14 protein-coding genes and 1 tRNA gene are annotated in these 15,287 nt (G+C 63.4%); 4 read left to right on the forward strand and 11 right to left on the reverse strand.

Going from position 1 to position 15,287, the window contains the following annotated elements; translation table 11 throughout:
* Positions 1 to 24: 24 nt before the first annotated feature.
* The 4 genes from AB4Z53_RS08840 to rplU all read right to left on the reverse strand — a co-directional run bounded on the left by AB4Z53_RS08840 (position 25) and on the right by rplU (position 2,042).
* Positions 25 to 609, reverse strand: coding sequence for a GNAT family N-acetyltransferase (locus AB4Z53_RS08840; protein ID WP_441595576.1), 585 nt, complete (start codon positions 607 to 609; stop codon positions 25 to 27).
* Positions 606 to 1,238 (reverse strand): GNAT family N-acetyltransferase, encoded by a 633-nt coding sequence (locus AB4Z53_RS08845; protein WP_034802649.1) that lies wholly within the window; start codon positions 1,236 to 1,238, stop codon positions 606 to 608. The genes AB4Z53_RS08840 and AB4Z53_RS08845 overlap by 4 nt, the downstream gene beginning before the upstream one ends.
* A gap of 126 nt (positions 1,239 to 1,364) precedes the next feature.
* Positions 1,365 to 1,634, reverse strand: a complete 270-nt coding sequence (gene rpmA / locus AB4Z53_RS08850; RefSeq protein WP_043619976.1) for a 50S ribosomal protein L27 — start codon at positions 1,632 to 1,634, stop codon at positions 1,365 to 1,367.
* Positions 1,635 to 1,667: 33 nt separating this feature from the next.
* Entirely contained in the window at positions 1,668 to 2,042 is a 375-nt protein-coding gene (gene rplU, locus AB4Z53_RS08855) for a 50S ribosomal protein L21 (RefSeq protein ID WP_034802644.1), read from the reverse strand.
* 294 nt (positions 2,043 to 2,336) lie between these two features.
* On the opposite strand from rplU, the gene AB4Z53_RS08860 reads away from it, so the two are divergent.
* Positions 2,337 to 2,426: transfer RNA gene (locus AB4Z53_RS08860), tRNA-Ser, on the forward strand.
* A gap of 430 nt (positions 2,427 to 2,856) precedes the next feature.
* Here the strand turns inward: AB4Z53_RS08860 and AB4Z53_RS08865 are convergent.
* From AB4Z53_RS08865 to AB4Z53_RS08890, 6 genes are all read right to left on the reverse strand, one after another.
* On the reverse strand, positions 2,857 to 3,354 hold the full coding sequence (locus tag AB4Z53_RS08865) for a hypothetical protein (RefSeq protein ID WP_034802641.1): 498 nt from the start codon (positions 3,352 to 3,354) through the stop codon (positions 2,857 to 2,859).
* A 92-nt stretch (positions 3,355 to 3,446) separates the two neighbouring features.
* Positions 3,447 to 4,553, reverse strand: a complete 1,107-nt coding sequence (locus tag AB4Z53_RS08870) for a DUF937 domain-containing protein (protein ID WP_291152650.1) — start codon at positions 4,551 to 4,553, stop codon at positions 3,447 to 3,449.
* Positions 4,554 to 4,983: 430 nt separating this feature from the next.
* On the reverse strand, positions 4,984 to 6,660 hold the full coding sequence (locus tag AB4Z53_RS08875) for a flotillin family protein (protein ID WP_113535294.1): 1,677 nt from the start codon (positions 6,658 to 6,660) through the stop codon (positions 4,984 to 4,986).
* 32 nt (positions 6,661 to 6,692) lie between these two features.
* Positions 6,693 to 7,322: an OB-fold-containig protein gene (locus AB4Z53_RS08880; RefSeq protein ID WP_113535293.1), complete on the reverse strand. Its 630-nt coding sequence runs from the start codon at positions 7,320 to 7,322 to the stop codon at positions 6,693 to 6,695.
* 5 nt (positions 7,323 to 7,327) lie between these two features.
* Entirely contained in the window at positions 7,328 to 8,461 is a 1,134-nt protein-coding gene (locus AB4Z53_RS08885) for a PspA/IM30 family protein (protein ID WP_113535292.1), read from the reverse strand.
* A gap of 161 nt (positions 8,462 to 8,622) precedes the next feature.
* Complete coding sequence (locus tag AB4Z53_RS08890; protein ID WP_113535428.1) at positions 8,623 to 9,126, reverse strand: hypothetical protein; 504 nt, start codon at positions 9,124 to 9,126, stop codon at positions 8,623 to 8,625.
* Positions 9,127 to 9,369: 243 nt separating this feature from the next.
* Between AB4Z53_RS08890 and AB4Z53_RS08895 the strand changes: the two genes are divergently transcribed.
* Positions 9,370 to 9,531 (forward strand): hypothetical protein, encoded by a 162-nt coding sequence (locus AB4Z53_RS08895; protein WP_291152660.1) that lies wholly within the window; start codon positions 9,370 to 9,372, stop codon positions 9,529 to 9,531.
* Positions 9,532 to 9,938: 407 nt separating this feature from the next.
* Here AB4Z53_RS08895 and AB4Z53_RS08900 read toward each other — a convergent pair whose 3' ends face one another.
* Positions 9,939 to 11,249 carry an amidase gene (locus tag AB4Z53_RS08900; RefSeq protein ID WP_441595577.1) on the reverse strand — a complete coding sequence of 437 codons (1,311 nt, stop codon included), beginning with the start codon at positions 11,247 to 11,249 and terminating at the stop codon, positions 9,939 to 9,941.
* Between the two features lie 258 nt (positions 11,250 to 11,507).
* On the opposite strand from AB4Z53_RS08900, the gene AB4Z53_RS08905 reads away from it, so the two are divergent.
* Positions 11,508 to 13,073 carry an alkaline phosphatase D family protein gene (locus AB4Z53_RS08905; RefSeq protein WP_441595578.1) on the forward strand — a complete coding sequence of 522 codons (1,566 nt, stop codon included), beginning with the start codon at positions 11,508 to 11,510 and terminating at the stop codon, positions 13,071 to 13,073.
* 199 nt (positions 13,074 to 13,272) lie between these two features.
* Entirely contained in the window at positions 13,273 to 15,099 is a 1,827-nt protein-coding gene (gene typA, locus AB4Z53_RS08910; protein ID WP_113535289.1) for a translational GTPase TypA, read from the forward strand.
* Positions 15,100 to 15,287 lie beyond the last annotated feature (188 nt).

Consider the following 15,287-nt stretch of genomic DNA (forward strand, 5'->3'; position numbering starts at 1 on the left):
GACGTGCTTTGCGGGGAGATTTTCTTAGTGCGGTCGGTGCAGATCGGCGGCGGTCAGCCGCGTTTCGATATGCGCGACCATGGCGTTGCGGGCGAGCGCATAGACCTGGGTGCAGCCGGTGATCCGGAACCCGATCTTTTCCTGCACCTTCAGCGAGCCCGGGTTGTCGGCAAAGACGCCCGAATGCAGCGTCGTTTCCGGCATCCGGCGGAAGAAGCGCCCGATCGCCGCATAGGTCGCCTCGGAAGCAAAGCCCTTGCCCCAGTAGAAGCGGTTCAGCCAGTAGCCGACATGCCACTGGCCGTGGCGGAGCTCGATGCCGACGCAGCCGATATGCACATCGTCGCCTGTGGTGACGGCGAACGTCCAGTCGGGCGTCAGCCCCGAGGTCCGCGCCGTCAGCCAGTCGAACGCGTCCTGCTGATCGTAGGGTGCCGGCACGCGCGCAAGCATGCGCGCCACCTGGAAATCGCCGAGCGACTGGGCGATCGCCTCGGCGTCATTGCGCCGGTGCGGGCGCAGGACCAGGCGCTTGGTCTCGATGACCGGGCAGGGGCCGGGACCAGGGCGGGTGATGACCCGTTGGCGTTCGGAAACGAGCGCGTTCATCGCATGCCTCCCCAGCTTCTCAAGGAAACCCAGGTCTTGCGGTCGAGCCGGTACCATTCGACGGCGATCGAGCCGCCGAGTGCCAGGCTGCCGACCATGCCGCTTCCCTGAAACTGGAAGCCGCACTTCTGAATGACCCGGCGCGACGCAAGGTTCATGACCCGGCAGCGCGCATCGATCTGGTCAATGTCGCGGGTGCGGAAGGCCATGTCGGTCAGGACTTGGGCGGCCTCGGTGGCGTAGCCCTGGTTCCAATAGGGTTCGCCCAGCCAATAGCCCAGCTCCGCCGTCTTGCCGTCGGGATGCGGTTCGATACCGCAGCAACCGAGAAATGCGCCATTGTCCGCTTTGGTAATCGCGTAGACGCACTTGCCAATCGTGCCGGCTTTCGCGCGTCGCACGAAGTCGGCGGCATCAGCCGTCGTATACGGGTGCGGCATGCGCGAAACCATGGTCGCGACATTGGCATTGTTGGCAAGATGGGCAAGGGCGTCGATATCGTCTTCATGGGGCGCGCGCAGAACGAGCCGGGGTGATAACAATATCGGGCAATCGGTCCTTGACCGTTGGGGCCTCAGCCTCTGCTCGGGAGACCGGGATTGGTCTTCCCTCAACAACTCGGTTTGCATGGTTTCCTCCAGAAACGAAAAAGGGGAGTTGGGTATTGCCCCATCTCCCCTTTGAAGTCTGGCTTGGAACCATCAGGTGCGTCAGCCGGGTCGATGAGACGCCGGCTGTTTTAGAGCGCTACCGGCTTATTCCGCTGCTTCGGCTTTCGGCATTACAGACACGTACACGCGGCCATTGGCCTTCGTACGGAAGTTCACGTTGCCGGCCGTAAGTGCAAAAATCGTGTGGTCCTTACCGAGGCCGACATTGGCGCCCGGATGCCACTTGGTGCCGCGCTGGCGCAGAATAATGTTGCCGGCGATGACCTGCTCGCCGCCGAACTTCTTCACGCCAAGGCGCTTGGACTCAGAATCGCGACCGTTACGCGACGAACCGCCAGCTTTTTTGTGTGCCATTGGTGTTCTCCTTTAAACCTTAGATCCAGGAACTCAGTTTGCAGCGGCTTCGGCGGCAGCTTCAGACTTCTTCGAAGCCTTCTTTGCCTTGCCACCGGCAGCAGCGATGTCCAGGATGCGGACGGTCGTCTGGTGCTGGCGGTGACCGCGCGAGCGCTTGGAGTTCTGGCGGCGACGCTTCTTGAAGGCGATGACCTTCTTGGCGCGACCCTGCTCAACAACTTCAGCGCTGACAACGGCGCCTTCGACAAACGGAGCACCGATGGTTGCATCGGCGCCAACGCCGACCATCAGGATCTCGGTGAATTCGATCTTGTCGCCTGCAACGCCTTCCAGCTTTTCGATGGTGAGGACGTCGTTGGCGGCCACGCGGTACTGCTTACCGCCGGTCTTGATGACTGCGAACATTTTTTATCCTTTCATGTTCGATCCGGCTCTCTGCCCGAAGACAAGGCCGTCTTTTTCTCAGTCGACAGTTGAGTGGATCTCCTTTTCGGATATCCACCGGTGAATGGGCGCAAATCACACCCGATGCGGTGAGCTAGGCCACACCACTTCATTGCGCGGATTACAAGGATTTGCACAGGTGTGTCAAGGCGAAAGCAACAGGGCCGTTACATATTCTTCAAACAAGGCCCTTGCCAGCACCCGAATCTGCCGCTATGAACCCGACCGCGCCGAACAAGCGCCGACCAGCAAAGCGGAGAGGTGGCTGAGTGGTCGAAAGCACCGCACTCGAAATGCGGCGTACGGGCAACCGTACCGTGGGTTCGAATCCCACCCTCTCCGCCATAATCTATCTCACCACCATTTGATATGCGAAGCAGCCCGACTTCAGGCCGGTTCACGGAAGCTTCCGGGGTTCGTTGTTTAAACGCGCGTCTCTATCAACTCGACTTCGGCGTCCAGGAAACAAAATCGCCAGCAGGCTCGATATCTGTTTCAGGATGGGGCGGGGACGTCCTTGTTATGTCGGAGGCGGGGCGATCGATCGTTCTCCTTGCCAGCGGTCATCCGGCGCTTCCGATAGCCCGCCCTGATATGGCGATCGCGGGTCGTGCGCCGCGTCAAAGGGTGACCCATCTGACAACGATGTCGCGGCGTTGTCGCCAGCGATTGCGGTTTGCCGAACTATAGCCATCGATGCCCTTGCGAACCGGGCAAGGGCGTCGGCGGCCGGGCTGACGGCACGTTCGTGCTTCCGCGGCGAAACGCAGCTGCGCTAGGCGACTTTCAGCGCCGCGGAAATTTCCGACAAGGTGGCCTTCTCCGCATCGCTGACAGCGACGCCGCCGAAGCCCAGGAAGCCGCCTTCCTTGGCGGCTTCCGCCACCTTCTGGCTGATCTGGTATAGCCATGTGCTGAAGGCTGCGACATCACCCTGCGCCTTGGTCTCGACGAGTGTCCGGGCCTGATTCAGCGTTTCAATGCATCTGGCCTTCATGTCCTCCGGCTTGGCGCCCTTGAGTTTCGTCTGCAGCCCATCGCGAGCGGCGGTCCGGCCCTCCGAGGTTTCGAAGTCGGCGACCAGCGCCTTGACGAGCGGGCTTGCTGCTGCATCGGCTTTTGCCTGCAGAAGTGCGCTGCTGTTGGCGATGCCTTCCTTCATCATCCCCCAGAGGCCGCTCGGCTCCGCGGCCGTCACCGCAATGCCGGCCATCATCACGCTCTCCAGGAGCAGCGTCCATTCTTCCGGGGTGAATGTCGATTTGTCGGCCATGGCCGTCTTCCTTCCTATCCGGTTTCGTCGATGACAATCGCCAACGGTCCGTGCGGAATGCAGGGCCGGCAGCTCATGCTTGGGCTGGATCTTCAGGTCGCCAGTGAGGCGAGCTTGGTCTTCAATGCATCGATTGCGGGTTTCACGATGTCGGAAGCGCCGGGTATCGCCAACACCTTGTCGAAAAGCCCGTTGAGCGTTGGCATCATCGGCCCGACGAGCGCGGAAAGGGCTGCCTTCTGTTCGGCAGACAGTTGCCCGGTGGCGCCCGTGACTTTGTCGAGCCCGGCTGAAATCTCCTCCAGTTTCGGCAGGGCGGCCGTGGCCGAGGCGGCGTCCGTGACACCGGTCAGCGTTGTCTGCAGGCTCGCCAGGCTGTCCTGGACCTGCCGGCCGATGTCGACCCCGGCGACCGTCAAGCTCTGCCCCGCCGTGCCAGCCTGTGGCGCGACCTCTCCGCTCGGTCTGCCGAACAGATAGAAGAGCACGGCTGCAAGCGCGAGCACGGCAATCACCCAGTAGAGCCAGTTGCGCGACCCGGACGGCGTCGCCGCCTCGGCTGCGCGCTGACCGGCTCCACCGACGGACGAAGCCGCTGTCGCGGCGCTGCGGGCGACCTGGCTCGCCGAGGCCGCGGCAGACTGTGCCGAAGCGCCGAGCCCGCCGAGCAAGCCTGTTCCGCCAAGCAGTTCTCTTGCGCCGGAGGGCAGGGCGGCCGCGATGTTGTCCTTCTGGCTCGCGAGCAGTCCGGCGATGCCATTGGCGCTGAGATCGCCGCCGCTCTGCCGGGCAAGGCCACCCAGCACGAGGGGAGCAAGCGTCGCCAGCAACGAACCGCTCGCCCGCGGGTCCATGCCGGAGATCCCGCCGATGGCGTTCGCAAGCGCACTGCCGTCCTTCGCCCCGAAGATTGACGAAATGATCTGTGACCCGTTCTGGCTAAGCGTCGCCTGATCGCCTCCCTGAAGCATCCCGATGAGACTGTCGAGCGATCCGCCCTGTTGACTGGCGGTATCGGCGATCTTCTGCGCCCCGCCCGGTTGCGCCGCGACACCCGTCAGTCCCGCCAGCACCGCGGGAATGGCGGCGCTGACGGCGCCCTGCACCTTGCTGCTGTCGAGCCCGAGCGCCGAGGCGATGCGTGCGATCATGTCAGGGGTAAGCATCTGCGCGATATACGAAACAAGATTGCTGGCCATTGGCTTTTCCTCCACGTTGATGTCGTCGGGCATCGACGGCGCTCATGGAGCGGTCGTCCGACGGCGCGGCAATTGGCTGCAAGCAATTCGCGTTTATCTGATTGTCGGCCGCGAGGCGGGTTCCTCTGGAACCTTCGGCCCAAAAATATTAGCACTTGTGGATGTAAATGGCCAGTTCTCGGCAACTTGCGGAAACGGCAGAACGTGGCTCATTGAACACGCGCGCTAGTGCGCCAGCATGTTGAGCGGCCCGTGACCTGGCAGCCGAGGCAGGAGGGAAGAAGGCGGACCGTCGGCCGCAGGGCCGGTTTAAGGGTCGCGACGACAGCGCCGCAGGATGCTTGCGGTCACGCGCGGGCCGGCCTGACCTGGTGCCCGCACTCATAGTCTGACCCCCGGCCGCGAGGCCAGGGATCCCGTCGGTTTCGCGTTACTTCTTCGGCGATTTCTCCGCCGGCGGCGGTGCCGCCTGCAGGTTGCCGAGAAGCGACGAGATCGCGTTTTCGCCGTTGAAGCCTGCTTCCTTCAGCAGTTGGTCGACGATCGGCTTGTTGGCCTGGTAGGACAGGAGCTGGCCCGCCAACCCGTCGCCAAGGCCGATGCCGTTTGCAGCACCGTCGCCGCCGCCGTTGCGGCCGAGCATGCCGCCGGTGTCGAAGATGCGGATGTCTGAGATCTTCTCGATCGGCTTGACCGCTTCGGCGAGTGCTTCGGGAATGATGCGGATGCGTTCGCGCAGGATCTCGAACTCGATGATGGCGGAGCTCAGCTTGTTGCGGGCCTCGTTGAGCAGCGCCTCGCTCTCGGCTGCGGCCTTGCCGGTTTCGAGCACGCCCTTCGCCTTGATGATCGCGGCGTCGGCCTCGGCGGTGGCGAGCGTCTTGATCGCATCGGCCTGGTCGAGGGCCGCCTGCTTTTCGGCTTCGGCGCCGACGGTCACGGCGGTCGCTTCGGTTTCGGCGTTCTTGCGGGCGTCGATGACGGCGATCTGGCGTTCGCGTTCGGCGATTTCCACGGCCTTTGCGGTTTCCACCTTTTCTTCCGCGGCAATGGCGAGCGCGCGGGCGGTTTCAGCCTGGGCCTTCGCCTCGGACTCTTCCCGGCTCTTGTTGGCAACCGCGATGGCGCTTTCCTGCGAAACGATCTGCAGGTCGCGGCGGGCTTCCGTGTCGCGCTGCTGCACGGCGCGGGTGGCGTCGATGTTGGCGCTTTCACGCGCCTGCTTGGCAAGCGCCTCGCGTTCGGCGATCGCCTGCTCGGCGGCGATGCGAGCTTCTTCCTCGGCGCGCTTGGCCGCCTGTTCCTGCTGCGCGGTTTCGGCGCGGGTGGCGGCCGACTTGTTGGCGATGTCGCGTTCCTGGTTCAGCTCCGCCTCGCGCTTGGTGCGCTCGATCGTCAGCGATTGCTGGCGGGCTTCCAGATCCTTCTGGGCGATCGCGACTTCGGTATCGCGCACGATCTCGTTGCGCTCCTTCTTGCGGCCCTCGGTAATGCGGGTCAGCGCCGCAAGACCATGCGCGTCGAAGAAGTTGTTGGCGTTGAAGTGCTTGATATCCGTCTGGTCGAGACGGGTCAGCGAAACGGATTCGAGTTCGAGACCGTTCGACTGCAGGTCGGCGCCGACCGCTTCCTGCACCGCCTTGACGAAATCCATGCGCTGTTCCTGCAGCGCGTCGAGGCTCATGGTGGCGGCGACCGAGCGCAGACCGTCGACGAACTTGGCCTCGATCAGCACGCGCAGCTGTTCGGCATCGTTGGTGCGGTCACCGAGCGTCTGTGCCGCAAGCGCGATCGAGGAAGCGTCGGGCTTCACGCGCACATAGAATTCCGCGCCGATATCGACGCGCATGCGGTCCTTGGTGATCAGCGCGTCGCCTTCGCCGCGGCGGACTTCGAGGCGAAGCGTCTTCAGGTTGACGCGCGCGATCGAGTGGAAGATCGGCAGCACGATGGAGCCTCCGTCGAGGACCACCTTCTGGCCGCCGAGGCCGGTGCGCACATAGGCTTCGTCGCGGCTCGAGCGGGTATAGAGCGATGCAAGAACAAAGCCGATGCCGAGGATCAGGACGATGCCGATACCGGCCGGCACCAAGAGTTCGTATAACATGGTTGCTCCGTGAGACTTAAGGAGTGGGAGTATTAAGGATTGGGCGGCGTCAGCAGGTCTGACGGCGCGGATATCGCAATGAAAATGTTGGACACGCGATCCACGACGAGCACCTGTGCGCCGATGGCGATCGGTTGCTCGTTGCGGGCGGCGCGTGCGCGCAGCACATGCCAGTTGCCGTGGCGGTCCTTGAGGCGGATGCGTCCCGGCAGGCCCTGGTCCAGCGGACCGACGGTGACTTCGCCGCTGCGGCCGACGAAATCGCCGAGATCGACCACATAGCTTTCGTCACGTGGGACGATCCTTGCCACCCAACGGCTCGACACGCGAACCGCGGGTAGCGAGAGAGCGAGCGCCGGCAGGGCCGCGACAAGCGCCGGCAGCGGCGCCCACAGGGCCCCGGCCACCGCCTGGATGACAAACCCGGTCATGGCGAAGAGGCCGAGGAAGAGCATCAAGAGGACAAGCAGCGGCACGCCGCCGACATTGAACCAGGACATCAGCCCGCCCAGCGCGTTGTGGTCGTCCAGCCAGGCCTTGTCGATCGCCTCGCCCAGCGAAAAGCCGAGCAGCAGGCAGAGGATCTCGATGCCGGTAAAGGCGGCCAGCATCACCGCCGCAATCGCGAATGGCAGAGATTCCGGGGCGAGGAAAGACAGCATGGGCGTTAGTGCTGCTTTGCCTTGAGCGCGGCCAGCCTTGCCTCGATTGCCCTGTCTCGATGCAGGCGGTCCAGTTCGTCCAGTTCGGCGCTGCCGCCATGATCTCCGCCCGGAACGCCGGTGGCGCGGGAGACGGCGGCGGCGGCGCGGGCAGCACCGTCCACGGGGCTCGCCTTTGCCAGACCCGAAGCTTTGCTCTCGGGGAACTGGGCGATGCTGCGCTTGAGGTCTGCAAGCCGCGCTTCGGCCTCGCGGCGGGTGGCAAGCACCGCCTGCAGGGCCTGCTGGCCCTCTTCGAGATCGGTGCGGGCGCCGGCGAGCGCCTTGTCCAGGGCGGCGAGTTGCGATTCCAGATCGATCTGGCGCGCGACGCCGGCTTTGGCGAGGTCTTCCCGGGCAGCGGAGATCGCAGTCCGGATTTTTTCGTCCAGTTTCTCGAGATCGGCGCCGATTTCATCGCGGCGGCTGAGGATGCGATACTCCTCGGCGCGGGCCTGGCCGATATCGACCCGGGCCTCTTCCGCGGCCGCGTCGATTTCGCGGAGCGCCTGTTCGACGATTACGATCTTGTTGCTGCCTTCCGCCTTGTCGACGGCGGCATTTGCGAGACCGGCAATCAAGCGGCCCATGCGAGATAGGATGCCTTCATTCGTCATCATTTTCTTCTCCGTTCGGTCGGAATGCGTGGTGACGCCGATGTGGATCTGATAGCCGCCGTTTTGTGCAACGAGCTGGGCGGCGAAGATATTCAAGGTGCCGGACGAATAGCCGGCGACATCGTATGGGATCGCGACGCGACCGCGCACGGTGGCGACGGTCAGATCCGACGGCCCCTTGATTGCAAAAAGCTTGTCGTCCAGCGGCAGCCTTTCGGTGCTGGCCGGCTGTCCCCGGTTCGCCGCGAAGTCGCGCAACCCCAGCGTGACCATCCGCGCCGGAAGCCCGGTTCGCTCCCGGACTGTTTCGTAGGCAAGCTCGTGCAGCGTTACGAGATTGGCGCCCGCCTTTTCACCGGCGAGTTCTTCGAGCATTGCCAGCATGTTGGCGTAGGCAACGAAGGTTTCCTCCAGCGCGTGTCTGGCCTCCTCGTCTGGCGCGAGATCGTAGCACAAGATCGACGTGTGGTTGCTCTGAGCCATGCTCAATTACATAAAGCACCGCTTTCGTGCTTTCAAGGATCTGCTCAGGTTTAAGTTGCAATTCTCTTCTGCTGAACGCGCGCAACGGTCGCGGCGCCGGCAATGCGGGTTGCAGCGGCGGAGAAATGGGGCGTCGACAGCGGACGATTGACTGGTGGGTTTTATTCCGCCGCGTTGTTGCGCAGCCAGGTTTCCAGCGCGGCAATCACCGAGAGCCGCAGGCTCGCGCCCTTCGACAGGGCGCGGGTGAGGGACAGGTCGTCGCCGGCAAATCCCATCTCGGCCATGATGTCGTTCGCCCGCATCCGGCGGCGGTTCATGATCGTGCGGATTTCGGCGATCGTTTCGGGAAGCAGGTAGCGACCGCTGGCAATCGCCGGGGGCGCTGCAAGCGGTGGATCGATTTGAGCGCGCGGAGCAAGCCCGTCAGCGGCGCCGTTGCTGCTCAGCCAATTGAGGAACGTTTCACGCTCGGCCGGGCTTGCCTTGGTCCAGGAATTCTTGAGCTTGTCGAGGCGCGTGCGCTCGTCCTTGAGCCCTGCCACGATAAGCGCCTTGCGCAGCGACGGGATGCGCCCGGCGATGAGATCCGCGTGGATATCAGGGAAATCGAGCTTCAGGCGCTGCACGTCCGCGGTTTCGTCGCTCTTGGTTTTCTTCGACATGCTCATTCCCGCGCCGTTCATTCGCGACATGCTCTAGCGTGCTCGGCCGCCCGGCGCGAGCGAAATAGGTCGCTATCCTCTATCCTTTGTCGGCCGACGTCGTTAGGGAACGCAGGGAGAGTAACGCGACGTTGCGTGCAGAATGCCCTTTGCCGGACATCATGCATCCAGCTTTACGCAAGTCCCTTCGCCTATCGTCACCTCAATGGCCGGGATGTGACACGGCGAATAAAGGACAATGATATGTCAAACGATATCGAGCATTACCGCGATCCATCCGATTCGATGGTTGCCTGCTATCTCGCGAACAATGACGGCGACGAACTGACCGACGTGCTGGTCGCTGCCCTTGAAGATGCCTTCCGCATCCTGAGCGACGAGATCTCCGGCGAAACGATGCATTGAAGCAGGGCGCGTCTCCCCGGCGGGCTACCCCTCCGGGCTGATCCACCATCGGTGGCGAATCGGCGAGGAAACATCCTGTCTTCGCCCGGTTCTAACCGGCGACATCGACCTTTCCGAGAGAGTTCGGGATGCGCGTCGCCAGCACAAGGGGCGAGGCGCATGATGACAATTTCGATCTGGCATTGGGCAGTGATTTTGCTGGTCATCGGTGTGCCCGTCTGGCTGATCCTTCGCGCCCTGAAGCGTTGACGCTATGCGCCCGTAGGCGGGCGCGCGGCGGCAGAGGACAGGGCTTTGCGGATCCTGATTGGACGGCCCGATCGTCGCTCCGGCACCCTTGTCCGTAACGACTGCCGCCCCGGCCTGCTTACAGGCCGACGGGCGGTGGCATGACCACCGGCTGCTGCTCAGTTTTCCTGCAGCAACGCTTCGGCCGAAAGAGCGACGGATAGGACGGTCGCATCGGTTCCGTTTCTCCCCACCAGCATCAGTCCAGCCGGACGCACGAGGCCCGGCATTGGCAGGGTAATGGCGGTCAGATCGAACTGGTTGGCGACCTGGCAGTTGCGCAGCAGCAGACTTTCCACGCGGTCGTATTCTTTGGCGTCGTTGTCGACGCTGGCAATCGACACGGCGGCAATCGGCGTCGTCGGCAGTGCGATGAGGTCATAGGGCGAAAGCCGCTCGTCCATGGCGAGGGTGAGCGCATGCCGGGTTTGCAGTAGGGCCGAGATCGCTGCGTCGGCCACCAAGATCCGGCGGCGAAGCGAGACCTTGACCCTGTCGTCGACGGGGGCGGTCTCGTCGCCCAGCCAGTCCGCGTGGACGCGGCTTGCCTCCAGGCCCGCAATCGAGCCGATGCGTGTCGCTTCGCCGAGTTTTTCGATCAAGTCGTCGATGGTACAGTCGAAGATCTCAGCCCCCGCTTTCTCCAACCGGTCGAGGCTTGCCGCGAAGGCATCGGCGACTTCGGGGGAGAGGTCTTCAAACAACCTGCCGCGGGGGATGCCGATCCGTAGGCCTGCGATCGAACGGCCGACGGGCGGTTTTGGTTGCTCGCCGGCCATCACGGCGTCAGCTGCAACGCAGTCGGCAACGGTCCGGGCGAGCGGTCCGAGCGAATCCAGAACCGGCGAGAGCGGAAAGGCGCCATCGAGCGGGATGCGGTTCGCCGTCGGCTTAAAGCCGACGATGCCGTTCAGCGCCGCAGGGATGCGGATGGAGCCGCCGGTGTCGGAGCCGATGGCGATGTCGCAGGTGCCTTCGGCCGCCGAGACACCGGCGCCAGAGGACGAGCCACCGGGGATCAGGCTTTCGTCGGCGGCGTTGCCGGGCACGGGGTAGTGCGGATTGAGGCCGACCGCCGTGAAGGCGAACTCTGTCATATGCGTCTTGCCGATGATCACGGCGCCGGCAGCACGCAGCCGCTGGACAACGAGCGCGTCTTCTTGGGCCGGCGGCGCGCCGCGGCGAATGATGGAGCCGGCAAGCGTCGGTTCGCCGGCGACATCCAGCAGATCCTTGATCGAAACGATCTTGCCGTCGAGCGGCCCAAGGCTGTCCCCCGCCTGCCGGCGACGGTCGGCTGCGTCGGCCTCGCGGTGCGCGCTCTCTTCATAGAGGCGGACGAAAGCCTTTTCCTCGTGCCGGCGATCGTTGAGCCGGCTCAGGATCTGTTCCAGGCGGTCGCGGACGGAGACGTTGGCGGCGTGGGGCACGATGATCACCTGTCGAATAGGGGCCGCCATCGGCGGCCGGGGCGGGGTCGTTGCCTAGGTTCACCGAGGTCAACGACGGTCACCTTGATAGCAGCATTGGTGGCGATTGCCATCGTGCCATTGTCGCCGCGGCCGGCGCCGACCTTCACCGAACTGTCGCCAAACCGTTCAAATAGTTTCATGCCCCTGTTACGTCGCTGACATCGGGGTGACCAAAGGTCCGGCTCGCGCGGTCGCGCTGCCGAATCGGAGGTCTGTTTGGCCGATATTCTCAAGACCCTTTCAAGGCGTTCTTTCCTCTTTTCCGCCGGTGCCGCGGGCTTCGTGGCCTCATCGGGCCTTGCGACCCCCTTCTATGCGCGCGGCTACGGCCGGCCAGAATTCATTCACGGCGTACAATCGGGCGATGTCGATACCTCTTCCGGGATGATCTGGACGCGGGTGGATCGGCCGTCGAAGGTTTCGGTCGAGTATTCGACCACGGAGAGCTTCTCCAATCCCTTTCGTCTTGCCGATCTCACGGCGACGCCGCAAACCGATTGTGCGGTCAAGTGCTCGCTCGATGGGCTGCTGCCGGATCAGGACATCTTCTACCGCTTCACCGCCACCGATCTCTACGATGTCAACCGCGTCTCCGAGCCGGTGGTCGGCCGGTTTCCCACGGCCCCCTTGCGCAAGCGCTCGGTCCGTTTCGTCTGGTCCGGCGACACCGCCGGCCAGGGCTGGGGCATCGACGATGTCGGCATGAAGACCTATTCGACGATGCGGCTGCACGAGCCGGACTTCTTCATTCATTCCGGCGATACAATCTATGCCGACAACCCGATCCCGGATGAAATCGCATTGCGCGACGGGGGCGTCTGGAAGAACCGGGTGGTGACCCACGAGAAGCGCGACGTGGCGCGCACACTGGAAGAATATCGCGGGCAATGGAAATACAATCTGCTCGACGATCATGTCCGGCAGCTGAATGCCGTCTGCCCCACCTTCTACCAGTGGGACGATCATGAGGTCCTGAACAACTGGTCGGCCTCGACCGATCTTCGCGACGACGCGCGATACCCGGAAAAGGACGTTGCTGTCTACGCGGAGCGGGCCGCCCGGGCTTTCCATGAAATGACGCCGATCCGCACGCCGGCGACACAACCCGGCCGCATCTTCCGCAAGGTCGGCTACGGCCCGCTGCTCGATGTGTTCTTCGTCGATCTGCGCTCCTATCGCGGCGCCAACCAAAGCGAGGACGGTGGCGGCGCGCTGTTCGGCTGGCGGCAGGCGGATTGGCTGAAGCGCGAACTTGCAGCCTCGCGCGCGGTCTGGAAGGTGATCGCCTGCGACATGCCGATCGGTCTCGTCGTCTGGGACGATTACGCCAACAGGCGCGGCTCGGATGCGATCGCCAACGGCGACAATGGCGCGCCTGCCGGTCGTGAGCTGGAGTTTGCCGATCTCCTACGCTTCATCCGCGACAATGCCATCGACAATCTCGTCTGGCTGACGGCGGACGTGCATTATACTGCCGCGCACCGCTACGACCCCGCGCGTGCCGCCTTCAAGGATTTCACGCCTTTCTGGGAGTTCGTGTCGGGGCCGCTTCACTCCGGTACCTATGGGCCGAAGGCGCTCGACATGACCTTCGGGCCCGAGGTTCGTTTCATCAAGGCGTCGGGTGGCGGCATCGACAGCAACCTGCCGCCATCGGCCGGCCTGCAGTTCTTCGGCATCGTCGATATCAACGGCCAGACACAGCAGATGACCGTGCGTCTGATGGACCGACAGGACCAGGAACTCTGGCGCGTGACGCTCGATCCGGCTGCGATTGCATGACGAATCTGGTAACAGCCGGCAGCTTTCCAAACCCTGATTTCCAGACCCCTGGTGGGTGCAAACCCATGGCCTACCGGCATTTGACCGCGACGCTCATGCGCGCGCCCCCTTTCGCAATCGCAAAAAAACCTGTATGAGCGCGACCATTGAAAAAGCGGCGTGGCCCATCGGGGCTTGCCCTGAACCTCCGAGACGAAAAATGAGCATTCGTAACATCGCGATTATCGCGCACGTTGACCATGGGAAAACGACCCTTGTTGACGAGCTCCTGAAGCAGTCGGGCTCGTTCCGCGAAAACCAGCGCGTTGCCGAACGCGTCATGGACTCCAACGACATCGAAAAAGAACGCGGCATCACCATTCTTGCCAAGGCGACGTCGGTCGAATGGAAGGGAACGCGCATCAACATCGTCGACACCCCCGGCCACGCCGACTTCGGCGGCGAAGTCGAGCGCATCCTGTCGATGGTGGACGGTGCTATCGTTCTCGTCGACGCTTCCGAAGGCCCGATGCCGCAGACGAAGTTCGTTGTCGGCAAGGCGCTGAAGGTCGGCCTGAAGCCGATCGTCGCGATCAACAAGATCGACCGTCCCGATGGCCGCCACGAGGAAGTCATCAACGAAGTTTTCGACCTCTTCGCCAACCTCGATGCCTCCGACGAGCAGCTCGACTTCCCGATCCTCTACGGTTCGGGCCGCGATGGCTGGATGAACGTTGCGCCGGAAGGTCCGAAGGACCAGGGCATGGCCCCGCTTCTCGACCTCGTGCTCAAGCATGTGCCGGAGCCGACGGTTGCCGAAGGCCCGTTCCGCATGATCGGCACGATCCTTGAAGCCAACCCCTTCCTCGGCCGCATCATCACCGGTCGCGTTCACTCGGGCTCGGTCAAGCCGAACCAGGCGGTCAAGGTCCTCGGCCAGGACGGCAAGCTGCTCGAAACCGGCCGTATCTCGAAGATCCTCGCCTTCCGCGGCATCGAGCGTCAGCCGATCGAAGAAGCACAGGCAGGTGACATCGTTGCGATCGCCGGCCTGACCAAGGGCACCGTCGCCGACACCTTCTGCGACCCGTCGGTCACCGAAGCACTGACGGCACAGCCGATCGACCCGCCGACCGTCACCATGTCGTTCATCGTCAACGACAGCCCGCTTGCCGGCACCGAAGGCGACAAGGTCACGAGTCGTGTCATCCGCGACCGTCTGTTCAAGGAAGCTGAAGGCAACGTCGCGCTCAAGATCGAGGAATCCTCCGAGAAGGATTCGTTCTTCGTGTCCGGCCGCGGCGAACTGCAGCTTGCCGTTCTGATCGAAACCATGCGCCGCGAAGGCTTCGAACTTGCCGTGTCGCGTCCGCGCGTGGTCATGCACAAGGATGACAACGGTCAGCTGCTCGAGCCGATCGAAGAAGTGGTCATCGACGTCGACGAGGAGCATTCCGGCGTCGTCGTTCAGAAGATGTCCGAGCGTAAGGCCGAAATGGTCGAGCTGCGTCCGTCCGGCGGCAATCGCGTCCGCCTGGTGTTCTTCGCTCCGACCCGCGGCCTGATCGGCTACCAGTCGGAACTGTTGACGGATACGCGCGGCACTGCGGTCATGAACCGTCTGTTCCACGCCTACCAGCCGTACAAGGGCGAGATCGGCGGCCGCGTCAACGGCGTGCTGCTCTCCAACGATGCCGGCGAATCCGTCGCCTATGCCATGTTCAACCTGGAAGACCGCGGCCCGATGATCATCGACGCCGGCGAGAAGGTTTACGCCGGTATGATCATCGGCATCCACACGCGCGACAACGACCTCGAAGTCAACGTGTTGAAGGGCAAGAAGCTCACCAACATGCGCGCATCGGGCAAGGACGAAGCCGTCAAGCTGACGCCGCCGATCCGTATGACGCTTGAGCGGGCGCTGTCCTGGATCCAGGACGACGAGCTGGTCGAAGTCACGCCGAAGTCGATCCGTCTGCGCAAGCTGCACCTGGACCCGAACGAGCGCAAGCGCTTCGAAAAGGCCCGCACCGCCGGCGCGGCCTGAGCATCCTGAAATTACCAAGCCTAAAAAAACCCCGGATCGCTCCGGGGTTTTTTGCTGTGTGTGCCACGGATGGGCGACTTGCGGATAAAGTTAAAAAGGCGTTAACCTTCCACAGGGTGCCGTTAAAGTTGCCTGTGGGTTAACGCTGGCCGGCAACCGGGCGGGATTCCTGTTCGTCCTGTGTGCGT

The organism is Ensifer sp. 2TAB8, assembly GCF_052115125.1.
Lineage (GTDB): Bacteria > Pseudomonadota > Alphaproteobacteria > Rhizobiales > Rhizobiaceae > Ensifer.